13 protein-coding genes are annotated in these 25,269 nt (G+C 65.5%); 8 read left to right on the forward strand and 5 right to left on the reverse strand.

What is annotated here, in order from left to right; all coding sequences use genetic code 11:
* Positions 1–85: 85 nt before the first annotated feature.
* The 8 genes from ACFWUP_RS30615 to ACFWUP_RS30650 all read left to right on the forward strand — a co-directional run bounded on the left by ACFWUP_RS30615 (position 86) and on the right by ACFWUP_RS30650 (position 16,502).
* Positions 86–619 carry a hypothetical protein gene (locus ACFWUP_RS30615; protein WP_379239461.1) on the forward strand — a complete coding sequence of 178 codons (534 nt, stop codon included), beginning with the start codon at positions 86–88 and terminating at the stop codon, positions 617–619.
* A gap of 1,034 nt (positions 620–1,653) precedes the next feature.
* The gene (locus ACFWUP_RS30620) at positions 1,654–2,229 is read left to right on the forward strand and encodes a Uma2 family endonuclease (RefSeq protein ID WP_379239462.1); all 576 of its coding nucleotides are present in this window, start codon (positions 1,654–1,656) and stop codon (positions 2,227–2,229) included.
* Between the two features lie 374 nt (positions 2,230–2,603).
* Complete coding sequence (locus ACFWUP_RS30625) at positions 2,604–8,939, forward strand: DEAD/DEAH box helicase (RefSeq protein ID WP_379239463.1); 6,336 nt, start codon at positions 2,604–2,606, stop codon at positions 8,937–8,939.
* Positions 8,939–11,146 carry a 3'-5' exonuclease gene (locus ACFWUP_RS30630; RefSeq protein WP_379239464.1) on the forward strand — a complete coding sequence of 736 codons (2,208 nt, stop codon included), beginning with the start codon at positions 8,939–8,941 and terminating at the stop codon, positions 11,144–11,146. The genes ACFWUP_RS30625 and ACFWUP_RS30630 overlap by 1 nt, the downstream gene beginning before the upstream one ends.
* 15 nt (positions 11,147–11,161) lie before the next feature.
* On the forward strand, positions 11,162–13,408 hold the full coding sequence (locus ACFWUP_RS30635) for a 3'-5' exonuclease (protein ID WP_379239465.1): 2,247 nt from the start codon (positions 11,162–11,164) through the stop codon (positions 13,406–13,408).
* 72 nt (positions 13,409–13,480) lie between these two features.
* Complete coding sequence (locus ACFWUP_RS30640) at positions 13,481–14,599, forward strand: exo-alpha-sialidase (protein WP_379239466.1); 1,119 nt, start codon at positions 13,481–13,483, stop codon at positions 14,597–14,599.
* Positions 14,600–14,603: 4 nt separating this feature from the next.
* Positions 14,604–14,876 (forward strand): MoaD/ThiS family protein, encoded by a 273-nt coding sequence (locus ACFWUP_RS30645; protein ID WP_379239467.1) that lies wholly within the window; start codon positions 14,604–14,606, stop codon positions 14,874–14,876.
* Between the two features lie 51 nt (positions 14,877–14,927).
* Positions 14,928–16,502 carry a protein kinase gene (locus tag ACFWUP_RS30650; protein ID WP_379239469.1) on the forward strand — a complete coding sequence of 525 codons (1,575 nt, stop codon included), beginning with the start codon at positions 14,928–14,930 and terminating at the stop codon, positions 16,500–16,502.
* Positions 16,503–16,532: 30 nt separating this feature from the next.
* Here ACFWUP_RS30650 and ACFWUP_RS30655 read toward each other — a convergent pair whose 3' ends face one another.
* The 5 genes from ACFWUP_RS30655 to ACFWUP_RS30675 are packed head-to-tail and all read right to left on the reverse strand — an operon-like array spanning position 16,533 to position 25,129.
* Positions 16,533–17,732 (reverse strand): TIGR02679 domain-containing protein, encoded by a 1,200-nt coding sequence (locus ACFWUP_RS30655; RefSeq protein WP_379239470.1) that lies wholly within the window; start codon positions 17,730–17,732, stop codon positions 16,533–16,535.
* A complete protein-coding gene (locus ACFWUP_RS30660; RefSeq protein ID WP_379239471.1) occupies positions 17,725–21,945 on the reverse strand; it encodes a TIGR02680 family protein in 4,221 nt (1,406 codons plus the stop codon). Before ACFWUP_RS30660 ends, ACFWUP_RS30655 begins: the two co-directional genes overlap by 8 nt.
* A complete protein-coding gene (locus ACFWUP_RS30665; protein ID WP_379239472.1) occupies positions 21,942–23,090 on the reverse strand; it encodes a DUF2398 family protein in 1,149 nt (382 codons plus the stop codon). Before ACFWUP_RS30665 ends, ACFWUP_RS30660 begins: the two co-directional genes overlap by 4 nt.
* A gap of 4 nt (positions 23,091–23,094) precedes the next feature.
* Positions 23,095–24,654 (reverse strand): DUF2397 domain-containing protein, encoded by a 1,560-nt coding sequence (locus ACFWUP_RS30670; protein ID WP_379239473.1) that lies wholly within the window; start codon positions 24,652–24,654, stop codon positions 23,095–23,097.
* A 4-nt stretch (positions 24,655–24,658) separates the two neighbouring features.
* Positions 24,659–25,129 (reverse strand): YqcI/YcgG family protein, encoded by a 471-nt coding sequence (locus tag ACFWUP_RS30675; protein ID WP_379239474.1) that lies wholly within the window; start codon positions 25,127–25,129, stop codon positions 24,659–24,661.
* Positions 25,130–25,269: the final 140 nt, after the last annotated feature.

Raw genomic sequence — 25,269 nt, forward strand, 5'->3', positions numbered from 1 at the left:
GAACTCGCGAACGTGGACGACCAGTGATGCCAGTTCCGGGCTGACGGACAGGATCGCGTCGAGGCGCGCTTGATCGTCGGAGTCGATGTTGTCGGCACTCGAAGGAGACCCGTCGTCATATAATCCAAAGTGGACAGGTCCGGGTAGCGGAGAAGCATATGACAAAGCCCGCCTCGAAGCATCTCTACTCGGCATAGATAAGGGACATGGTGCGGGCAACTCAATCGGACTGACAAACCAGAAAGAAGCGCCGTTCAACGAATCCAAGGCCCGATATCCCGACAAGTTCAAGGACGAGGAATGGGCCGATCTCGTCGGTAACGACGATTTGGCACTCAAGGCCGCGGCGTACAACTTGAAATCTCTTCAGGACGAAGCAGCAGCCCATGCTACGCCCGAGGTTCGAACAGGCCAGACACTGAACCAGTTCCTCAGCTCTGGATACAACGCCGGTGGGACCGTCGACCGATCTTACAACGTTGCCACCGGAAATCAGGTTTTTAACGATGGGTCAGACGGAAAGAACAGTGAGGTAGAGCACGGTGCCAGCACGGTGAAACCGGGTGGAACATTCGACCTCGCAAACAAGATTCTCTGCGAGAGCGGAGCATTCAGATGAGGAGTTCCAAACACAGCTCGAGATGGATTCGCCGATCAGTATATGCCGCTCTCACACTTGCCGTAGTAGTTGCCCTGGTCGGATATTGTTTGCAACGAAACAGGAGCTCGCTGGACAGACCATCAGAAGCTAGGCAAATCGCCGAATCAGTAACGGTTTCAGGATTCACTCGCACGGCCGTTGTAGATGTTCTCGACAGTAATTCGTCATATGCCACCGCCTACTTCATAGGACCTGCACCGAAGCCTGACCCATTAGAAATCGTAATTGTGCCCACGATGAAGCTGAGCGCGGCCATTCCACCATTACGAAGATCGCAATACCTGGACCCACCGACCTCGGAAATCGTCGCGAGAGGACAGCGTGCCGATGAGTGCCACGCCACCGTAATATTCGATACAAGCCCGAGGCTTTCGACATCGTCCGTACCCCCAGTCCAGATAGTCACCCAAGACCAATGGGCAACAGTCCGAAATGGCACCCAGGTGTTCATCGAAGTTCTCATCGGAGACTGTGGCTGGTAAGTTGCCAGCGAGAGCCGATATCATCAGCAAAGTTCGACCGGATACCGGTCTGCCCGATTTGCGATTTTCAGCCCGCCATTACTTCGTGAGCAACCGCTCGAAACTCGGCTTCGCCGAGAATCGGCACCCTTGGCGGAGTTGGTCAATGTCCGGCTCTATCCACCACCGACATCAGGTGCTGTGTGGCACGAACCCGCTAGTATTGGTTCAACCGCTCGGGCCCGAGATCGAGGGAGTAGGTAGACCGCATGGCGATACCTGTACCTCACCACGACAACTGGACCGCCGCCGATCTCGACAACCGGCGCCACGAGCGGTCCGCGGTTCATCATCAACTTCCCGACGAAACTGGGCAAGCGTCGAGCCGCTGATCCGTCAGACGCTGGAGCCGTTGTCCGCGGTGGTCGATATTCAAACTGTATCCACCACCGGTATCAGGCGCTACGCAGCACGAACCCGCTAGTATTGGTTCAACTGCTCGGGCCGAGACCGAGGGAGGAGGTGGCCCACATGGCGATGCCTGTGCCTCATCACGACTATTGGACCGCCGCCGATCTCGATGATCTGCCCGAAGATGGACTGCGATACGAGGTGCTGAATGGCCAGCTCGTTGTGAATGCCGCCCCGAAGCCACGCCACCAACTGCTGATCCAGCGTTTGGTTCGCGTCCTGGTCGATGCGGCACCCGTTGACTCGCTGGTCCTCGACGGAGTCGGCGTGGTCATCGGAGACGACGAGCCGATCCCGGACGCCATGGTCGCCACCGGCGCAGTCGACTTGGACGCCCGAGGCGTTCCGGTCGCACAGGTCGACCTGGTCGTGGAAGTCGTGTCGAAGTCGACAGCTATGACCGACCGGGTCGTCAAGCCGATCATGTACAGCACAGCCGGGATCGCCTCCTACTGGCGATTCGAGATCAACCCTTTCGCGGGCCAGTTCCCCGGTGAAGGTCTCCCGGTCCTTTTCGCCTACCGACTCGGTCCAGACGGCGGATACGAACAAACCCACCGGGTGGCCGCAGGCGATACCGCGGACCTTCGCACGCCGTTCCCGGTCACCATCACCCCTGCATCCCTCCTGCCCTGAACAGGGCACGCTGCCGACGCCACCCGGCTACCGTCTGAAACCGAACTTATTTGCGTCCCCCGCTGGGGCTGCGCATCCGGCCACTCCGAGGATTGCGCCGAAACCAAGGGCGGCAATCCCACGCCCGATTCGGATATTCATCGATCACTCCTTCCAGCACGACGCTTCAGCAGTGCAATCAGACTAACTCTCGTTGAAAACATCGTCAACCATTGATAACCTAGTGTGCCTATGTTAGCTTGAGTTGGGATTGTCAACCATCGAGTCGCACAAGCCCTTCCGGCCGGAATCGTCCGGTCGACTAGCATTCGACGGACGTGGCGAGCACCACAACAACCCGGCTTCAACCAGCCGACCGACATCGAGGAGCACACGTGGGGGCCCTGCTTCCGACTCTGCAGGCCGAGCGGCTGCGGGAGGGTTTGACGGACTATCTGACGACGACCTTCGCGCTGACCGATCCGGACACGCAGGGCGCCCTCACCGACTTCATCGGCGACCCCGACGACGGCCTGTTCAAAGGCCCCTACGTGCGGCTACGTCTCCCCTTCGCGCCCGCTCGCGGCAACTGGGGAATGCACCTGGACTGGTCGCCGAAGCCCTTCGACCCCTACGGCCACCAGGCGTTGGCATTCGAACGGTTGTCGACGAAATTCCAGCGACGGCCGCTGCCCACTCTGGTCACCACGGGCACCGGCTCCGGTAAGACCGAATCGTTCCTCATTCCGATCCTCGACCATGTGCTGCGGGCCAAGAAGGCCGGCGTGGCGGGGATGAAGGCGCTGATCATCTATCCGATGAACGCCCTGGCCAACGACCAGGAACAGCGTCTCGCGCAGATGATCACCAAGCACCCGGAACTGGCGGGAGTCACCGCTGGTCTCTACACCGGCGAGCAGTCCTCGGGTGGGCGGACACTGGTGTCGGAGGCGGGTCTGATCACCGACCGGCGGCTGATGCACGATTCACCGCCGGACATCCTGCTCACCAACTACAAGATGCTCGACCACATGCTGCTCCGGTCGGATCGCGCGGCGATGTGGCGGCAATCGGCCGACTCGCTGCAGTATGTGGTGCTCGACGAATTCCACACTTATGACGGGGCGCAAGGCACCGATGTGGCCATGCTGCTGCGACGGCTCGGGCTGACCATCAAAGCGCACTGGACCTCGGCATCGCCGGTCACTGAAGAAGACCGGAAACGCCCACTGGGCAAGATCACTCCCGTCGCGACCTCGGCGACGCTCGGGTCCAAGGAAGCGTCGCCGGAGACGATGCTGGCGTTCGCGAAAACCGTCTTCGGCGAAACCTTCGATGAAGACACTCTCATCGGAGAAACTCGTCTCAGCGTAGAAGACTGGTTGACAAAGCGCAGCACCGCGTTGGATCGCACCTTCTCCCCGATCGAGCCGGTCGTCGCGGACGCGGTCAAGGAACTGAATCTGGTTGCGGCACAGGCACCGACGAACAAGCGGTTGACCGCCGCAGTGCTCGCCACGCTGTTCCGGCAGACCTCCGACATCGACGACACCTTCGAACGCGCCGCCGCAGTCCTGCACCGACTCGACGAGACCGAGATGCTCGACCTGGTCAAACGGCACGGCAACGTCGCACGCCTGCTGCGCAATACCCTCGAGGTTCGATCGATCAGAGAACTCGCGGTGACAGCGCTGCCCGCCCACACCGGTGAGCGGGACCTGGCGCGCGGGCAAGCCCAGCGGGAGCAGTACATCGGATACCTGCTCTCGGCGTTGTCGCATCTGCGGGCCGTTGTGGGACGATCGGCGCTGAATGTCGATGTGCACCTGTGGCTTCGGGAACTGTCCCGTGTCGACCGGGCCGCGATGGTGACGCCACTGTTCCGCTGGTCCGATGACGGAAAACTCGACGACACGACCACCGAGTACTACCCCTCGCTGTACTGCAGGCACTGCGGCCGATCCGGCTGGGGTGTGCGGCTGGCACCGACCGGCAGCACACTCGACGCCAGCGACGACGACATCCGCGGCTACCACGCGACCGGCGGCCCTCGATTTCGTGCGCTGATCTCGGCACCGACGGAAGCCGACCTCGACGACTCTGTCGATGGACTGCAGTGGTTCCGTGTGGACGAACGGGAGATCGTCGACAAGCGCCCCGATGCCGACAGCCCGGATCTGCTCGACGGGCGGGTACTGCCGGTGTTGTACCTCAGCGGTGTCGGTGCCGACGAGAACTCCATGAAGGACTTCTGCCCGGCGTGTGGCGCCGAGGACGGCATCCGCTTCATGGGTAGCGCCATCGCCACCCAGCTGTCGGTCGCGCTGTCGAACCTCTTCGGCGATGCTCGCCTCGACGATGCCGAGAAGAAGGCGCTCGTCTTCACCGACAGCGTGCAGGACGCAGCGCACCGGGCCGGGTTCGTCCAAGCGCGCTCGCACACCCTCAGTTTGCGTTCGACGCTGCGTAATGCACTGGGCGACAGGGTGTCCGGTCAGCAGATGCTGACCTTGTCAGAACTGTGTGCCGCGGTACTCGAACGCGCCGGCACGGATCCGAACCGCCGGTACCGGCTGCTGCCGCCCGACATCGTCGAGCACGACGAATTCTCCGCGTACTGGCAGTCGGACCGGCCCGCCCCGCTGCGCAGGAAAGCGGCCGCCAACGTGGCGCGGCGTGTCCAGTTCGACATCGACCTCGAATTCGGGCTGCAGTCGCGGCTGGGCCGCACCCTGGAGCTGACCGGCAGTGTGATCTCCGAGGTAGACCTCGGGTCACCGCAACGAGTTTCACAGCTCGGCGCAGCCGCATTGCAACGAACCGAACACCAGCTCGCCTTCGCCGAACCGGATCCCACCGCGGTTACCCAGTGGGTACGTGGTGTCGCCGAGCGGATGCGAACGCGTGGTGCCATCGCCCACGAGTGGCTGACCAAATATGTGCAGCGCGACGCGAACCGGCATTCGGTGTGGGGTGGACGACCCAAAGGTCAAGGCATGCCCGCCTTTCCGAAGGGAAGACCGGCCCCGGCATTTCCGGCCGTCGGCCAACGGGTGATCCCGGAAGGATTCGACCCGATCACCGCGGCACCGTCCTGGTACGCGCGCTGGGCATCGCAGTGTTTGAACGTGTCGCCGATCGACGGTGGGCGCCTGGCGCGGGCGCTGTTCGAAGTGCTCGCAGAAGAACGCATCCTCTCGACAGCGACCACTGAGAAAGCGCTCACCGCATACCAATTGACCCATGACACGGTCCTCGTCGGCGTGCCCGACGCCGAAGGGCTCGCGACCGGACAGTATCTGCTGGTCTGCGACGTCTGCCAGACTCCGACACCGGGCAGCTCCACTGTCGTCGACCAGCTCGACGGGGCGCCCTGCCTGCTTACCCGGTGCCCTGGCGTACTGACCCGAGCACCCAAACACGACAACTTCTACCGCGCGCTCTACGACAGCTCGGAAATGAAACGTGTTGTCGCCCGGGAACATACCTCGTTGCTCCCGACGAAGACCCGGCTGGAATACGAGACCAAATTCAAGACCACCGCGACCGACCCGGCGGCTCCGAACGTGCTCGTCGCCACCCCCACGCTCGAGATGGGTATCGACATCGGCGACCTGTCGACCGTGATGCTCGGCTCCATGCCGCGCACCGTGTCGTCCTACCTGCAGCGCGTCGGCCGCGCCGGCCGTCTCACCGGCAACTCCTTGGCGCTGGCTTTCGTGCGTGGCCGGGGCGAGCATCTACCCAAACTCGGTGATCCCACCTCGGTGATCCAGGGCGAAGTCCGACCGCCCGCCACCTTCCTCACCGCTGAGGAGATCCTGCAGCGCCAGTACATCGCGCACATCGTCGACCGACTTTCCCGCAAAGCCGGTGCCGAGGATCCGGGCAGTGCCACCAACGTCCTGTCGAGTTTCGACGAGGGGACCTGGATGGGCACGCTCATCGAGACCGCAGACGAGGACGCCGACCTGCTTCTCGACGAATTCCTCGACCAGTTCGGTGACCTACTCGGCGAGACCACCGCGACGAACCTTCGCACCTGGGCCACACCACCCGGTCTCGGTGAACACAGCGGGCTCGGCGTGTTGTTGCGCGAAGCGGTGCACCGCTGGAACCGCGACGTCAACGAACTGCGTCACCGCCGCACCGCCGTCGACGCCGCCCTGCCCGAATTCGAGCAGCGGGCCAACTCCCCCGCCGCGACCGACGACGACAAGCGCGACCTCCGCACGGCACGCGGGACGCTGAAACTGTTGTCCCGCAGCATCAACGACCTCACCAACGAACACTGGGTCGGTGTGCTCGAACGCTACGGCGTGCTGCCCAACTACACCCTGCTCGATGACGCCGTCACCCTCGACGTCGGTATCACCTGGATTGATCCCGATACCAACAACTACGCCGAGGACAGCGCCAGCTACCGCCGCGGTTCCCGGGTCGCGCTGACCGAACTCGCGCCCGGCGCAACGTTTTACGTGCAAGGTCTGGCCGTCGAGATCGACGCCGTCGACCTCGGCGCGGGCGAGTCCGCCATCCACACCTGGCGGGTGTGTCCGTCGTGTGGGTGGACCGGAATCAGCCATGCCGCGGATCAGAGCCCGCCGCCGATCCAATGCCCGCGTTGCCACAGCGCTGCGATCGCCGATGTCAGTCAGCAGCTGCAGGTGGTCGAGATGGCGAAGGTGTCCGCCGAAGTTCGCCGCGACGAGGCGGCGATCACCGACATCCGCGACGAACGGCGCAAGGAATCCTTCACCGTCCTCACCGCCGCCGACATCAACCCCGACAACATCACCAAGCGCTGGTTTGTCGCCGAACAGGATTTCGGCGCGGAATACCTGCGGCGCATGGACATTCGCTGGATCAACATGGGACGGCGCAACTCCCAGGGCAGCAAACGGATGATCGCCGGCGCCCAGACAACGGGCGGGCTGTTCCGGGTGTGCTCGGGCTGCGGACAGCTCGACAAGGTCGCGGGCCGCAATGAGCCGCACGAGCATCGCAGCTGGTGCAAGTATCGAAAAGCCGACGACGAGAAGCACGTTCGAGAGATCGCGCTCGCCCGGACCCTGCAGACGCAAGCCGTGCTGCTGCATCTGCCGGGCTGGCTCGAATACGACTCGTTCGCCCATCCGAGCCTCAGCGCCGCAATCCTGCTCGGACTGCGGCAGGTGATCGGCGGCTCTCCAGAACACCTCGACGTCGCCACCATCACCGACGCACTGCACGCGCCGGACCAGCGAGCCCTGCTCATCCACGACACCGTGCCCGGCGGCACCGGCTATCTCGCCGACTTCGCCAATCCGGCACGCGTGTGGGATGTGCTCGTCGCGGCCCGCGAAGTGGTCGAGAACTGTGACTGCACAGACCGGCTCGCCTGCCACAAATGTCTGTTGCCGTTCGCCCCGCCGCGAGAATTGGACAAGGTCTCCCGGATCACCGCCGCGAAGGTTCTCGACGACCTGCTCGCCTGCAAAGACGGTGAACCGAATCCGGCCAGCTGGCTGGATTCGATCACCGAGGAGACCCCGGCGAAGCCGATCGGCAGCGAGGAGTCGCCGCTCGAGCGCGACTTCTACCGTGCCTTCATCGAACGCCTCGCCACCATGGGAGCCACAGTCACCGAGAAGCCAGGCACCTACGGGCCGACAGCGACGATCAAGTTGCCCGGCAGCAAGATTCGGACCTGGCAGCTCGAACCGCAGGTACTGATGGGCAACAGCCAACCCGACTTCCAACTTCGCACCGCCGACCCCGATATCCCGATCATCGCGCTTTTCGCCGACGGCCGCCGGTTCCATGCGGTGCCCGGCAAGAACCGGGTGGCTGACGACGCACGAAAGCGCGAGATCCTCCGCTCGGGTGGGGTATTGGTGTGGTCGTTCAGTCATGAGGATCTGCAGCGGTTCAAAGGCAACCAGACGGTCAAACCGTCCTGGTTCACCGACAAACTCGCCAAGTTCACGCTCAACCACGGAAATCTGCGCCCGGGGCTGTTCCACCTGCTCGACCGCGACCCGATCTACCAGCTGATCGAATTCATGCAGCACCCGGACCGCGACGAGTGGAACGCTGTCGCACACTGGTTGCCGCTGATGTTCATGCTCGACGGACGGGTCCACGGCGACGGTGATGCCATCGCGAGCTGGGCTCTCGACCTCATCGAAGGCAAGCAATCACAGATCGCCGCAGGCGAATACGCATGCTGGTCCTACACCGACGGTCCACTGACCATCACCGCCGCACTGCGCAAGGACAAGAAAGTCGTCGACGCTGTCCTCGCACTCGACGATCGCGACGAATCCCTCGAACTGCGCGAAGGTCACGCATGGAAAGAGTGGCTGCGACTGGCGAACTGGTTCGGCCTGGCCGACCACGTGATCACCACCCGCAGCCTGCTGGCAACCGACAGCACCGTGCCCGACCGCGGCCCCGATGCCACCGACGCAGACCTCACGCCCGCATGGCAAGCCGTCTATGACGACACCATCTCCGACGCCGAACGCGAACTCGTCCTCGGGTTGGCCGCGGCCGGTGTTCCGGTACCGGAGCTCGGCGTGGAAACCGATCGCGGTGACGTCATCGACATCGGCTGGGCCGATGTCCGGATCGGGGTACTCATCGAGTCCCCCGATGCCGCTCCTACGATGATCGAGCAGGGCTGGACGATCTGCCCGGCTGATCCGGCAGAACTCGTCGAAGCGCTGAAGACGAACGGGGTGATGTGATGGCGCACATCGTCATGACCAGCACGAGCAAGACCGGCGGCGGGCGCGACCGGGCCGTTCAACGCAAGGTCTACGACTTTCTCGACACCGTCCAGAACGACGAGGCGACGGCGACCGGGCTCATCGAGACCGTCCCCGGTGCCCGTGACGATCGGGTTCGGCTCGGTCGAATCGGGTTGGGACACAGCGCGATCCTGTTCCATGTGGTGCCCGCCAGGGGCGACGGTTCCTACGTTTACGTGGGTGCCTGGGACAATGCCGCGGCCGCTGAGCTGGCACCGCGCGCCGAGCTGCAGGTCAACCCCGTTAACGGCGTGCTCGACCTGGTCCTGCACGAAGCAGACGCGGCGACACCTGTCGTCGATGCTCCCCGCTCGGCCCCGCGACGTGGCTATCTCGCCGAGCTGGGTTTCACGCTCACGCAACTCACCGACGAACTCGGGCTCACCCCGCAGCTCGCGACGAAGGTCCTCGCTGCCGCCGACGACAACGCGATCAATGACCTCGCCGCCGAGGTCGAAGGCTGGCAGGGCTCAGCGATCCTCGACCTCGCCTGCGGTGTCGCACTCGGAGACATCCGGGAGAAGCTGCGGCTCGACGAAAACCCTGTCGACCCTTCGCTCGGCGAAGACGAACAGATCCTGCAAGCGCTCAATCATCCCGCCTCACAGCTCCGTTTCACCTATGTCGGCGAGAACACCGACGAACTCCGGCGCGTCATCGAAGGCGGCAGCTTTGCCGCATGGCGTACCTTCCTGCATCCCGAACAGCGCACCTACGCGGAGCGGAACTACAACGGCGCGTTCCGACTGTCGGGTGGAGCAGGCACCGGCAAAACCGTGGTTGCGCTGCACCGGGCCCGAAACCTGTGGCGGCGGAACAAGAGTGCCCGCATCGTCCTCACGACCTTCAACCGAACACTGGCACGGCAGCTCGAGGCAGACCTGCAGATACTAGAGCCGGACATCGCGATCGCCTCGGCCCCAGGCGAACCCGGCATCTACATCGAAAGTGTCGACAAGCTCGCCAGCGACGTCCTCGGTCGCGCGGACGACCTCACTCCGGTCACCGAAGCGGTGCTGGGCAACGCCACCTCGGTCTCGCCCCGACGCACAGATGCGACCAAGGTGTGGCGCGAGGTCACCAAATCGGTGGCGACAGAACTTGATTCGCGCCTGACGACACCGACGTTCCTCGACAACGAATACACCGCTGTCGTCCTTGCCAACAAGGTCACCACCGTCGCGGAATACGCGAAAGTGGCACGGGCCGGGCGTGGTGTGCGTCTGAACCGCTCGCAGCGGATCGCGGTCTGGAAACTGATGGAGGCGTTCCGGCGGCACAGCCGCATGGACGGAACCGTCAGTTTCCCCGAGGTGCTCGCGCTGGCCGCAGAACACCTGCGCCAACGTGCCACGGCGGGCGAACCTTTCGTCGCCGACCACGTGATCATCGACGAGGCACAGGACCTGCACGCCACCCACTGGGCCATGCTGCGTGCGCTCGTCGCCGAAGGGGCCAACGACCTGTTCATCGCCGAAGACTCCCACCAGCGGATCTTCGGCCAGCCCGTCGTGCTCGGCCGGCTCGGCGTCAAGATCGTCGGCCGATCCCGACGGCTCACACTGAACTACCGGACCACCGCAGAGAACCTGCGCTTCGCTGTCGACATCCTTTCCGGCGGCGCCTACCAGGACCTGGAAGAGGGCGACGAGACCACCCACGGCTACCGATCCGCGCGCACCGGCCCCGAACCGGTGCTGGTGGAATGCAATTCGCTCGGCGAAGAACTCGATCGCGTCTCCGAGTTGGTCCGTGGGTGGCTGGACGACGATGTCGAGCCGTCGAGCATCGCAATCCTGACCCGAGGACGAAACGAACGCAGCCAATTCGTACGCGCACTCGGTGAACGTGGCATCGACGCGCGCATTCTCGACGACAACCCCGCGGGTCCGGGCCATGTGCAGGTGCTGACGATGCACCGAGCCAAGGGCATGGAATTCGCCAAGGTGATCCTCGCCGGAGTCGACGACGCCCACGTTCCCGCCAAATCGGTGCTCAACGACTCGCCCGAGGAAGAGCGTGGCGAGGCCGAACTGCGGGAGCGGTCCCTGCTCTATGTCGCGGCCAGCCGGGCCCGCGACCAGCTCGTGGTGACCTGGAGTGGGCGGGCGTCAACACTGCTCCGTACCACCGTCACGGCTTGATCTGAGGGGTGTGCGGTGGCCAATCTCGTTCTGCAGAACGATAAGTCGATGCCGAAGATCGATGGGTCGATCAAGGACAAGGTCTGTGAGTTCTTCGACAAACTGCGCGCCGACGACACCGCACCTGGTCTGCACATCGAGCCGCTGCGCGGCGCCGTCGACGCCCGCATCCGCACCGGCCGGGTCGACCTGAACTACCGGGCTGTCATGTTCCGTGTCGACGACCGGTTCGGCGAACCGACCTATATCTACCTCGGAACGTGGAAACACGATGTCGCCAACAGGATCGCCGAGAATGCGACACTACGGGTCAACCCGATCAACGGCGTTCTCGAGGGCATCGTCAGCCTGCTCGACGGTCGGCCGAACAAACCAGACGTTCCCCGACAGTTCGGCCGGTCCGGTGCGCAACCAGTAATCGGCTACCTGGCCAACGCCGGGTACACCCTCTACGAGCTCACCGAGCGGCTCGGCCTGGGCGTCGGCCTCGCCGCCGAGGTGCTCGACGCCCCGGATCAGGACGCGCTGTTCGCCGTGGCACAGTCCATCGACCTCGCCTGGCAACAGAACGCGATACTCGAACTCGCCGTCGGCCGTTCGATCGATGACATCCGGGAACTCCTCGGCTTCGCTGAGCCGCAGGCCGCACTCGACGACAACGAACAGATCCTCACCGCACTCGCCCATCCAGCCAGCCGAATGCAGTTCACCTTCGTCGACGACAACGACGAACTGCGCCGGGTGATCGAGGGCGGGGACTTCTCGGCGTGGCGGACATTCCTTCACCCGAGCCAACGCCGGTTCGTCGAGCAGGACCACCGCGGCACGTTCCGACTGTCCGGTGGTGCCGGAACCGGCAAAACGATCGTCGCGCTGCATCGCGCGCGCCACTTGGCGCGCCGGGACCCCGACGCGCGGATCGTGCTCACCACCTTCAACAAGACCCTCGCACAGGGGTTGCGCGACAGCCTGCTGGCACTCGATCCGGCGATCACCCTGGCCGAAAAGCCCGGGGAGCGTGGTATTTACGTCACCGGTATCGACCGGCTGGCCGCAGCCTGCCTACGCACCGCCACCGACCCCGGCCATGCCTTTCGCACGGTGTTCGGGGACGACACACCGCCGCGCCGCGGACAGACCGTGGGGCCCGAAGTCGGTTGGGCCGAAGCCATCTCGTCAGCGGAACACAACCTCGACCTCCGTCTGGCCCAACCGGCCTTCCTGACAACGGAATACGTCAACGTTGTGCTCGGTAATCTGGTTTCCACCCAGGCGGAGTACCTCAAGGTTCCGCGCGCCGGTCGCGGGGTGCGCCTTGGGCGGTCGCAGCGGATTGCGGTGTGGCAGTTGATCACCCAATTCCGCAGGCTCGGCCGAATGGCCGATCGCTTGAACTTTCCCGAAGTGCTCGCGCTCGCGGCGGTCGATCTACGTCAACGCGCCGAATCGACCGGTGAGTACATCGCCGACCACGTCATCGTCGACGAGGCACAGGATCTACACGCCACACACTGGACCTTGCTGCGCGCGCTCGCCGCCGAAGGCCCTAACGACCTTTTCATCGCCGAAGATTCCCACCAGCGCATCTACGGGCAGCCTGTGGTGCTCAGCAGACTCGGCATCAATATCCGTGGCGGTCGCTCGGGCAAACTCACCCACAACTACCGCACCACAGCGCAGAACCTGCATTTCGCGGTCAACATTCTCGAAGGCACGAACTATCACGACCTCGAGGACGGCGAAGAATCCACCGTCGGCTACACCTCCGCCCGCTGGGGTCCGGACCCGTCGCTGGTCCGATGCGAATCCCCCCTCGACGAACTGCAGGCCATCGCCGACCAGCTGACCACCTGGATCACTCAGGACGGAATCAGCCCGGGTGACATCGCAGTGCTGGCCCGCGGCGCGCGCGATCGGGACGTGACCGTGCGCTCCCTGCGCGAACGCGGTGTTCCGGCAGAGGTTCTCGATGACAGCATCCCAGAGGCCGGGCAGGTTCCGGTGCTGACGATGCACCGATCCAAAGGCCTGGAATTCCGGTGTGTCGTGCTGGCAGGCATCGACAAAGAGCATGTCCCCTCGCGGCCCAGTGTTCATAACGTGCCCGCCGAAGAACGCGAAGAAGCCGAGCGGCGCGAACGATCGCTGCTCTACGTCGCGGCCAGCCGTGCGCGTGACCAGCTGGTCGTGACATGGAGCGGGCAGGTGTCGGAGCTCCTGGCAGAATCGAGCGGACCGAGGTCTAGGAGTACAGAGAGGTGAGGGCGAGGGCAGCCGACTGATCCTCGGGTGTTGTCGGTGTCAGGGCGTAGTGTCACGCGTGTCGGCGTTGCGGTGACCAACCGGAGGTTCGCGATGGACGTGCTGCTCGGGATCGGGACTCGTAAGGGTTTGTTCTTGGCTCGTAGCCGGGATGGGCGGGCGAGTTGGACGGTGTCGCCGCCGCACTTTCCGGTGGCTGATGTGAAGGCGTTGGCGATCGATACGCGGCGGGGGACGCCGCGGGTGCTCGCGGGGGTGTTGAACAGTCATTTCGGGCCGACGTTGGTGGTCAGTGATGATCTCGGGGAGACGTGGAGTGAGCCGGATGATGCGCCGCTCGCGTTTCCTGACGACACCGAGGCTGCGCTGCAAGGGGTTTGGCAGATCGCGCCGGCTACCGAGGCGGAGCCGGATGTGGTCTATGCGGGCGTCGAACCGTCGGCGCTGTTCCGGTCGGAAGATCGGGGGCGAACTTTCGAGCTGGTCAGGGGACTGTGGGAGCATCCGCATCGCCCGCAGTGGGCGCCAGGCGGGGGTGGGTTGGCGCTGCATACTGTGCTGCCGCATCCGGTCGACCCGCAGCGGATGGCGGTGGCGATGTCTACCGGTGGGGTGTATCAGACTGCTGACGGCGGACAGTCGTGGATGCCGACGAACCGGGGCGTGCTCGCGGATTTCCTGCCCGGTGAGTTGCCGGAGTGGGGGCAGTGCGTGCACAAGGTCGCCCTCGATGCCGGGGTGCCGAGCACCATGTACCTGCAGAACCACGGTGGCGTGTACCGCAGTACGGATGCGGGCGAGAGTTGGCAGTCGATCGACGGTGGGTTACCGCCGTCGAACTTCGGCTTCCCGATCGTCGCGCATCCGCGCCGGCCCGGGGTGATCTACACCTTCCCGCTGGTGGCGGAGATGGACCGTTTCCGCTTCCCGCCCGACGCCACCTGCGCGGTGTATCGCAGTGAGGACGGTGGCGAGACCTGGGCGCAGCTCACCGACGGGCTCCCGAAGGTGCCGTTCTGGGCCGCGGTCATGCGCGATGCCATGTGCGCCGACGACGCCGACCCGACCGGCATCTACTTCGGCACCCGCAACGGCGAAGTGTATTGCAGCGCCGACGAAGGCGACCATTGGCAGCTCGTGGCCGACAAGCTGCCGGACGTGCTGTGCGTGCGCGCCGCGGTCATCGGGTAGCGCGATGGCTCGCGTCTGCCTGCCCTCGATGCTGCGCATCTACGTCGACGGCGCCAAGGAGCTCGACGTCGACGGTGCGACCCTGCGGCAGGTGCTCGATGCGTTGCGCGAACGGTCGCCCGGGTTGGAACGTCGACTCCGGGATGAGCGTGGCGTTCTGCGGCGGTACGTGAACTTCTATATCGACGGTGACGAGTGCCGTTTACTCGACGGCCTCGAGACAGCAGTCGACGCAGGCACCGAGGTGATGATCATTCCGTCGGTCGCCGGCGGATGAACCACCGATAGCGAGACAACGCGACCGTCGTCGGGACCATAGACTCAGCCGGTGAGTTCGGGTCGAGTAGTGATCGACCAGCGTTTCGAATTGATCGAACCGCTGGGTAAGGGCGGGATGGGCACCGTGTGGCGGGCCTATGACGTCGCGTTGCATCGCGAGGTGGCGCTCAAGGAAGTCCGCAACCTCGACGAGTCGGGCACCGAACCTGGCGTCCACCGCGAGCGGGTGTTGCGGGAGGCGCGGGCCTTGGCGCGGATCGCACATCCGAATGTGGTTGCCGTGCACCATATCGTCGACTCCGACCAGTACGACCATCCGTGGATCGTGATGGAGCTGGTGCGGGGCCGCGCGCTGTCGGACGTGCTGGCGGCCGGGTCGTTGCCCCCGGCGCAGGTCGCTGAGCTGGGACGGGGAATTCTGGGAGCGCTGCGGGCCGCGCACGCGGTCGGCGTGCTGCATCGCGACGTGAAGCCTGCCAACGTGATCGTGCGCGAGAACGGCTCGCCGGTCCTCACCGACTTCGGGATCGCCGCTATCCACGGGATGACCGCGCTCACCTCCACGGGCAGCGTGGTCGGGTCGCTGGACTATGTCGCGCCGGAACGGCTGCAGGGGATCGAAGGGGATCCGGCGTCGGATCTCTGGTCGCTCGGGCTGGTGCTGTATTTCGCGGTGGAGGGGCATCAGCCGATGCGCCGGGAGTCCTCGGTCGCGACACTGGCCGCCGTGATCGGCGGTCACGTGCCCGCGCCTCAACGGGCCGGCGCGCTGTCGGGGGTGTTGGGCGCGTTGCTCGTCACGGATCCGGCCCGACGACCCGACCCCGCACGGCTCGACTTCATGCTGGCCGAGGCCGCCGGTACCCCGCCATCGGCATTCGCCACATCGTGGCCGGGATCGAACCAACCTGCCACTTGGCCGGAGGCTGCCGCGAGTGCGTTCTCGCCGCAACCGGGGTCCGGGTTCTCGACAGGTGGGGTGTTGCCCCGCAAACCCGCACCGGCCGTCCGCCGATGGGGCATTCTCGCCGCGGCGGGCGCGATCACCGCGGTCATCGCGCTGACCGCGATAGTGCTTCTCCGCCCGGACAGTGCGGTGTCGGCCACCGGAACCTCCCCCACCGCGTCGACGACCGCGGCCCCACTCAGCACGACCCCGAATTCGGGACCTTCGGCGGGCCCGATCGCGAACCTGCACGATCCCGCGAACCTGCGGGCCGCGCTCACCGCACTCGAATCAGCCGCAGGCGGTAGGGAATTCACCAGAACCACGATCTATCCGACGTTCATCTCCACCGGCGCACCCGTGCCAACCCGCCCGACCGTGTACGACGAGTTCACCTTCCGCGACGGCCGGGCAACCCGCACCGGCCCCGGCGGCGACCTATCCGACCCCATCGTCGCACTCGGCATCTTCAACTGGGACGCCGTCCCCGAACTGTTCCGCGTCGCAGAACGTGACCTCGGCGTACCCCAACCGACCTCCCGCTACCTGATCATCGACCCGGCTTGGACGTTCAACGAGGACCGCCCGACCCTGCTGGTCTACGTCAGCGATGAATACGGCGGCGGCTATCTCGCCGCCGACACCGACGGCACGGTTGTCAGCAAAGTCCCCCGCTGAGGTCGGCATTCTGAGCCGAGGTCGACCAGGTCACTGCTGATCGGCCGCGTCACGCAGGTCGGCGAGGAGCAGCGGCAGTAGCGCTTCTTCGTGGAGGTCCTTGCCGAAGAACTCCCTGACCTCGGCGACGCTCACTCCTGGCTCGATGTCGATGCCGAAATATGTTGCGTATGTAGGGGCGTCGAATCGCCACAATCCCGCACGGCGAGCGACCGACTGAACCGTGGACACGATCATGAATCCGGTCGGATCGAAATCGGCGCGAACCCGAACCTCGGTCCTCGACTCGTCGATACCGGCGATGAGGTCGAGGGCGGCGAGGGCTGGGACACCGTCGGTACAGACCAACGGTGGACACCGGGTGCCGAGTTCATCCGCGGCGGCTTCCACGACGGTGGGGTTCTCGCAGATGAAGAGCATGGCGGGCGCCGGGTCGAACCGCCATGAACCGAGCAGATCTCGCAACGTCAGCCAGGTCGGTACGCCACGCCGGTGACCGACGGTGAGGTCGAGTGGCACGTTGAGCGTGAGCACACGGGAGGAGACCGTGTCGCATCGCACGCCAGCCGACGCCCAGGCCGCCCGCCAGTCCCGGCCGGGCCTGCTCGGCCGTGGCAGACCTGCGCTCGCCGCGATGAGGCGGGCAACGGTTCGCCCGAGGTCGGTGGAATAGTCGAGTCCGTGTGCGTCGCCGGTTGTCTCGGCCGCGAGCTGGGCCAGCCGCAATCCTGGTCCGGCCCAAGGCAAATGCGGCCACACCAGCGCAATCTGGCGGGCCGTTTCCGCCGCCGTACCGGATCCGAGTCGCGGTGCGCGGGGGCCTGCCAACCATCCCTGCGCGACGTGCTCGGCAATCCCGGCGGCGCACAGCGTTCGCACGGAACTCTGCCGTTCTTGCTCTGCCGCACGCTGGATGGCCGCGTTGGTTTCCCGGCGAACCGTGAGCTTGCGCCCGTCGAGGAGTTCGACGAACTGCCGGACCGTCAAATCATGATCGGCCAGCGCGATCCCGAGCGCGCGTAAGGTCACCGCTCTGCCGCTGACTTCCCAGTCGGTGCCGAGCAATCGGCCGACCTGCGTGCGCTGTTCGGCCGTCAATCGCACACTCAGCGAACCACTTTCCAGTCCACCGCCACGCGACACCCGTCTGCGGATGGCATCGAAAACCGCGGCGGGGCCTGCTGTGGCCGCCCACGCGCGCAGCCCGTCCGGCAGCGTCGGTTCATTCATCGGCGAACCCGAACAACCCCTCGCTCAATTCTGCCTTCGGCTCGACAACGCCGAGCCTGTCGACATCGACACTGGTCAGCCTGCCGCCACACCACAGATAGGGCAGCACATCCACACCGGGCAAATGCCGTTCGCGCGCGAGGTCGTACACCGCGACCGCGGGAACGGTGTCGTAGTTGCACCATTCGTCGTGCGCGGTCAACATGATGTCGAGTTCGAAGTCGACCGTCAGGCCCATGAACGACGCCTTCACCTGTGCGTCGACCCCGGTCATCGCCTCGTCGAGCCACACCCAGCGCGGGGCGTGCGCGGCGGCCGCGTCGTAGGCGACCACCGCCGCGGCGAACAGCGGCTGCGACAGCAGCACTACCTTCTCGCCGCCGGATTTCGCGCCGTGCTTGGCCGCGTCGAACAGCGTGAATTTGCTGGTCGCCCCGGCGCGGTACTGCAAGGTGATCTTGAGCCAGCCACGGTAGTCCAGTGCCCGGGTGAGTTGCTGCTTCCAGTCCGCCGCACCCTCTGCGGTGGCCTCGGCGCGGGCTTGGTCGATCTTGCGGGCCAGGAACTGACGCACCATTTCTTGTCGGCCGCCTGACAATTCGTGGTAGCCCTTGCCCAGCGCGTCCACCACCGATGCGGCGTCGGGGTCGGTCGGATCAGCACCCCACTCGACCTTCACGGCATGGCCCTGCCTGGTCGGATGCGCGGCGAGATGGTTGTTGATGTTGGTGAAGGTACGGGTGGTGTAGTCGAGTCGCTCCTTCAGATGCTCGATGAAGGTCGACCCGAGCAGAGTCGCCAGTACCCGTTGTTGTTCCTCGTCGTAGCCGTCACGCTGTTGACTCACTCGCTCCGCCAAGGTGTCCGCGGCGGCGGGTGGTAGCTGAAAACCGAGGGTGGCGTCGGTGTGGATCTCCACCCTGGGCAGGGTGTTCTCGTCGTCGAGCACCCGTGCGTCCTGCTGCGGCAGCAGGGATTGGCGCAGTTCTTCCAGCCGCTGCAGACACAGGCGCCACGCCCGCTCGGCATCGGCCTGCTCTGCTTTGACCGTGACCTCCCGGCGGATCGCCGACGCGAGCTCGCGGGCCGACTGCACGTTCTGTCGTTGCGGCGGATCGATCGAGAGCGGGTGGGTGAGTCCGGCGTCGACGGCTTCCCAGAGCGCGACCATCGCGGCGTCGCGCTGCCGTTCCGCGTCGGCGCGACTCACTTCGTGATTGTTGAGCGTCTGCTCGGCGACCGCGCACGCGGTACGGGCAGTGCCGCACTGGTCGGCGAGCCGATCACGCTCGGATTCCAGTGTCTCGAGACGCTTTTCGATGGTTTCCTTGCGCGCGATCTGCTGCTGTTGATCCTCACCCAGCGCTGCCCGTGCGGTGTCGAGCTGCACCTGTACTCGCCGTTGTCTGCTCTCCAGATCGGCGAGATCGGCTTCGGCTTGTTCGCGCGCCTGCTCGCGATCTTGGTGGACACCGACCGCGTTGTCGAGCGCTTCCTGGACAATATCGAGTTTGTCGATCGCACCGCCGAAACGGTCGAGGTAGGTACGGAAGTCTGTCAGGGCGCGCTGTTGCGCATCGAGGCCGGTCAACGCGAATCGGTGGGTGCTCGCGTACTCGGCGAAGTGGGCGCGGGCCTCGTCGCGCCGGGTGAGGTCCGCGCCGTGTGCACGTTCGGCGGCGTCCAGTTCGGCCGCTCGCACTACCAAGGTGCGGCCCCGTTCGGCCCACACGACCACAGCAGCGGCCAGGTCGCGCTCACCGGCAGTCGGCAACGCCTTTTCTTCGGATATCAAGCGCGACAACGTAGCTCGCGCGAGGTCGAGTTGTCGGTCGAGCTCGGCCACTTGGCTGTCGAGTTCGGCCTGTTCTGCTTCCAAGGTCGCGATCAAGCGTAGCCGGGCGGCCTCGCGTGCCGCCGTCCCCAGATAGGCCGCGGGCCCGGCTGCCTCGGCGCGGCCTGCCAGTCCGCCGATTCGCCAACTGCCGTCCGCGGCAAGCCAATCCCGATCATCGGCCGATCCGCTTTCGCACCAACCGAACTGCCCGAGCACCTGGGCGGCGGTCTCGGCACTGACACCGCCGGCCTCCGCCGGCTCCAACACAGCCAGCAACGTCGGCGCAGTGTGCTCACGACCCCGAACCGAGGAATGCACAGCCAGATCAGCGACTCCGAAATCGACAGAGCCATCGGGTGATACCCATGCATCGAGCAATCCTGACCCGGCCAGTGCGGCTTCCACCATGGCGAGGGCGTCGTCGGCCATACCTGCCACCGGATTCACCAGCCGCCATAACGGAGCGCCCGCGCGCTCCGACAGTTCCGGTCGATCGCGGCGCCGCCACAGCGTGGGCGACGGTGGCGCACCGTCGGTTTCGGCACGCGCGGTCGTCAGGCGTTCAGCGATCTCCGTCAGGCGCGCCGAGAGCGGTTGCCGCTGCAAATCCAGACTCGCCGACTGCCGATTCCACACCTCTCGGCGGTGGGTCACATGTGCCCGCATCGCGTCGACCACCGACTCGTGCTCGGGCACCGTACCGGCGTCATCGATCTCGGTCATTCCTGCGATCAGGTCGCACCACGACCCGACGAGCGACCCGTCCGCGGTCGATGCTTCGGCGTTGGCTGCCCATGCGCGGACCTGGTCTTCGAGCGACTGCGCACCGACACGAACGGCGGTCAGCGCTTGCTCCTGGCCCGCGCGCTCCTTGTCGACGGCTTCAGCGGCGAGTTCGACCTTGTGCCCAGAGCGTTCCGCTGCCTTCTCTGCCGTCGAATATGCGGCATCGAGGGTTCGCAGATGCTCGAAACGCTCTGTACGCGACTGGAGTTCGCCGGACAGGGCGTCGACATCACGGCCAGGCAGATACCGGGCGACTGCGTCGGCGAGGCCGGCGGGTTCACCGGCCTCGGCAATCGCCCGAGCCGTGGTATCGACTTCCTCACCCGCACGCTCGGCAGCGCGTTGCGCCTGCGCGACCGCGGTCGCGGCCTTCGAAGCGGAACCCCGCTCTTGCTCAACATGTTTCGCCATGCGCACAACCTGCGACTTCACGCCGGACAGCTCTCGTCCCAGGTTGTCGATCCGCCCCGCCGCCGCGACAGCGTCCTGGTAGGACTGGGATTCCAGCAACTCCCGCAACGCGGTATTGCTGTCGCTGTAGTCACGCTTGGTCGTGTCCAGCTCCGTCTCAGACCGCGCCAACAGCTTCCCCGCGTCGGCCAGCTTCTGCTCGGCCGCCTTCTTGTCGGCGGTCGTTCTATCCAAACTCGTAGTTGCACTGGCCATTTCGTCAGACCGCCGACGCATCACCACCCGAGCCCACGGCTGCCAACCGAGGCGGACGAACTGGGCGATGGCCCGGGCGGCGTCCTCGGTGCGCTGCATCGCCGATCGCAACTGCTCGAGATGTTCCCAGCCGTCAGCGAGCTGATCGACTTCATGTGTCGCCAAGGGCGGCAACGCATCTCGCAGCGTGGCGGCCAAGCTGGCGGGATTGAGCCGCTCCCCCAGTTTGGGCTTGCGCAGTTGTTTGAGCAGTTCGGTGAGATTGTCGTAGGACTCGGGCGAGAGCCCGAACAGTTCATCGGCGAGCCGAGCTCGGTAGGCGGCAGCGCTGGTGGGAACCACAACACCCTCGATCTTCTTGAGATCCTTGAGCTCCACCGCTCGACCAGCATCCAACAGTCGAAAGTCCTGGCCGAGACGACGTTTGGTCACAAAGTGCCAGGTCGTGACATTCGATGAGCCTGTTCCCGCTCGTGCGGACGCGCCGAGTCCGCACGTGAAATATTCCGCTGACCCGTCCGGATTCACTCGCCCGAACTCCACCCAGGCATACCCGAGGCCGGCATCGGCGGGGGTACGCGGGTCATCCCCATCGCCGGTGGGAAGCAAGTTGAATCGCATGGTGCGGTGCTGCGAGCCGAAGGGGTCGAGTACCGAGGGCGCAATCTCGCCACGCAACAGCAGCAAGGTCGTCAGTTCCAGCACCTTGGTCTTGCCCGCGCCGTTGCCGCCGCGCAGCACCAATCTGCCGTCCGCGAACCAGAATTCGGCGTCGTCGTACTCCCACAGATTGGCGATGCCCACCCGCAGCGGCTGCCACCGGGATCGGCCGGGAACGGGTAATCCGCCATCGAGTGCCGCACGCAACCACGCCGGACCGAACTGGTCCCGCGCGGTGTCGGGCTGGTCCAGAGTCTCGGTCATGGCGTTGGCTCCTCGATGCGGGTGGTCACCGCGATGACCTGGGGATCACGATAACGTGCGGCGATGGGGGTGAGCTGCCACAGTCCGGGGCGCAGACCCGGTCGCACCAGGTCGAGGGCGCGCAGCAGTTCCAGCGCCCGGTCACGACGCAGGGTTTCGGTGTTGATCTCGGCGGTGATCGACTTGGGGTGCCGTTGCGCGACCTCGGCGACGGCCGCGACCAGATCGGCTTCGGTGACCACGCCGAGTTCGTCACCGCAACGGCACAGCTCGTCGAGGATCAACAAACTCACGAAGTCAACAGCACGCATCCGGGGAAATGCCAGGTCGGTATGGGCTTCCTCGGTCGCGATCAGCGCCAGCCCCTCGGCGCGCTGCTCGACCGTCCATCCCGTCATCTCGGTGCACCACGAGACGATACGCGAGCGCTGCCTGATCGCGTAGGCCCGCTCGGATTCGGTCAGGTCGCTGTAGAGGCACACCGGCAATTCGATCAGCCGCCGCATCACGGCGAACCGTTGCGCGTCATCGTCGAACGTGGGACCACGTTGGCCGAGCGCGGCCGCGAACGAGGCCGGATCGACCATGCGCAGCAGCATCTCTCGCTGCACCTGGTAGGTAGCTCCGACCTTGTCGGAGCGGCGCGCCCAGTTGTCCTGCTGGTCGCCGCCACCCGGTCCGAGCGGTGCCAACGCGCCCGTCGAAACCAGTAACCGCACCGACTCGGCGAATATCTTGCGCTCCGCGTACTTATCCGGTTCGTAGGCCGAAACACCGGTGTCCTCGCGTGCCGAGAGCACCCGCACTCGGTCGGACAGATCCTGGGTGGTGGTGACATCCTCGGCGTCTTCAGCGGCCGCGGCGGCCAGTAACGCGAGCACCAGTATCCGTCGGGGCGGTGTGGTCACCCGCCGTGGCGCGATCACGGTGTCGCCGAGCGGCAGCCGAAACAGCCGGGCCGCCGTATCGGTGATCACCAATCGGTAGCCGAGCCGGGTGCGAAACCAGCTCACCAGCTCCGGTCGATGTCGTGGATCGCGCACCAGACCGAACAGTTCCCGGTCGCGACGACGATCCACCACCGGGTTCGCCAGTAGTCCGACGAAAGCGCGGCGCCGATCCTCCTCGTCCCTGTTCACACTCACCCCACTATTCCCCCATCGCTGCCGAGTCGGTCGGCTCCAGCACGAAATGCCAATTGCGCGTGACGAATTGACCCTGCGCGGCCTGCAGCGCCGTGGTCGACGCATCCTCGGGCCTGGTCAGGGTCACCTGCCAACGCCCGTCCTCGGTCACCGCGCTGCGCGTGGATTCACCGGACCGCACCCGGGCGATCGCCAGGTACTCCAGCAGCAGTTGGAGTTCGGGTTCGGTGAGCGCGGCCCAGTCCGACATCGCGGTGCCCGACCGCGCACGCAGGGTGACCTCGGCGGAGCGTCGCTGCGCCAGCGCGGCGGCGCGCGATCGGCGAGCCGCTTCCCGTCCCACCGAGTTGTCTATCGCTTTGGTTCGTTTGCCGACCGCGGCGCGGTGGCCGTGCTCGCGGAATCGCGCGGTGATCGGCGCCGGATCGGCGTCCGCCCAGGCAAGAGTGTGTTCGTCGGGCCCTTCCGAGGCGATCAGCAAGTGCCGTGCGCCGAAAACACCGACCGCTGTGTCCCACATCTGCCACGCGGTGTCGTCGTCGGGTGCGCGTTCGATCGCCCGCGCGAGGTCGAGAAGTTCGCCGCGACGGGTGAGCGCGCCACCTGTGTCCATCAGAATGTGCATATTCCGCGCCCACGGCGCGACCAGGTCGCGCAACTGCTTGCGCAGTCGTCGTGCTTGCCCGTCCGCCCCGGCGAACCAACCGCCGAGCGCGGCCCAGGTCCGCACCCACCGCTGCGTCTGATTGTCGACGATCGCCTCGGGCACGTCCTGCGCGAGCGCGCCCCGCACACAGGCCCGCCATACCGACTCGGTGAGCTGCGGATCCAATTCGGCGATCACCTGGGCGACAGCCGGGGTATAGATGTCGACCTGCTCGCCCCACATCCCCACATAGGACTGCAAGGTGAGCCAGAGGATCTCCTGTTTGTCCGGGTCGGGGCCACCAGACAGCGCGTGGGCGAGGCTGCGCTGCCACGACCGCGCTGCCACGGCCATACCGTGATGGAGCGCGATGATCTGCTGAAATTCCGATGCCGCTGCCGGGAAACGTCGTTCGCCGACAGCGGTGGCGAATTCGCGGAGGCGATCGTGAATCGCCCTCGGCGCCAAGGTCAGATCGGCGGCGGCATCCTCGTCGGCCCCGAGTTCGAGAGTCCAGAAGGTATGCAACCGGGCCGCGGTCGGGGTGAGCTGAAAACGGTCCCGACGCCGAAGGAAATCCTCACCGGTGCGTGCGGGCTCCTGCCATCGGGTGAGCACGGCCCACCGCACCAGACTGTCCAACCGGGCGTCGAGCGCGAACGAGTCCTCGTGCAACAGCCGGTCGGCCACCTCCGACCCGGCCTTGGCACCCACCCACGCCCGAAGTTGCACGGCGACGTCGTCATAGGACATGCCGGTGAGGCTCGTGTCCTGCGCCTCGACCATCACATCGACGATGGCCCGGTACTGCGCCGCGAACCGTGACACCAGGTAGGCGGGAACGAGCTCCTGTCCCGGCAGGTGGGCAGCCCAGGGGTCAACCCCTGCCGACTCGACCAGCTCGTCCCCATCCGTCACCACGTCAACGATACAAATCAGCCGATGCCACAACACCTACGGGGTCGCAACGGACTGCGTCAGGCGTGCTCCGAGACCGCCAGCGCACGTTCCGTCGCCGCGGCACGTGCGGTGACGGACACTGCCAATCCACGGGCTTGGGTCGGCCTGAGTAGCGGCGCGCTTCCGACAGCGTCACGTACTCCATCAGGTTCCGGTTGGTGTCGCCCTGGAGCATGAACGCGAGCATCGGAAACGGCGGCCGACGGCCGAACCGCCGGTGTGTCTCGTGCAGCCCGATCACGAAGAACGGATGGCCGGCCACGCTGTATCTGAACTCCCCGCACTGCGGATCCGACGAGCACCCGCCCGGTCCGAATAGGAAGTTCTGTAGCTCAGCTCGCGCATCCGTGGTCAACCCGGCGTTCCTTCCGAACCAGATCTCAACACCGAGCTGGTGCCCGCCGATCCGCTCGACACGCAGCCATCTCGTCATACTCGGAGCTCGGGAACGCAAAAAGGCCCTCCAACCGAAGTTGGAGGGCCTTTCGCAATGATGTTCCGGCAGTGTCCTACTCTCCCACACCCTGTCGAGTGCAGTACCATCGGCGCAGGTGGCCTTAGCTTCCGGGTTCG

Source organism: Nocardia sp. NPDC058658, assembly GCF_042716665.1.
Taxonomy (GTDB): Bacteria; Actinomycetota; Actinomycetes; order Mycobacteriales; family Mycobacteriaceae; genus Nocardia.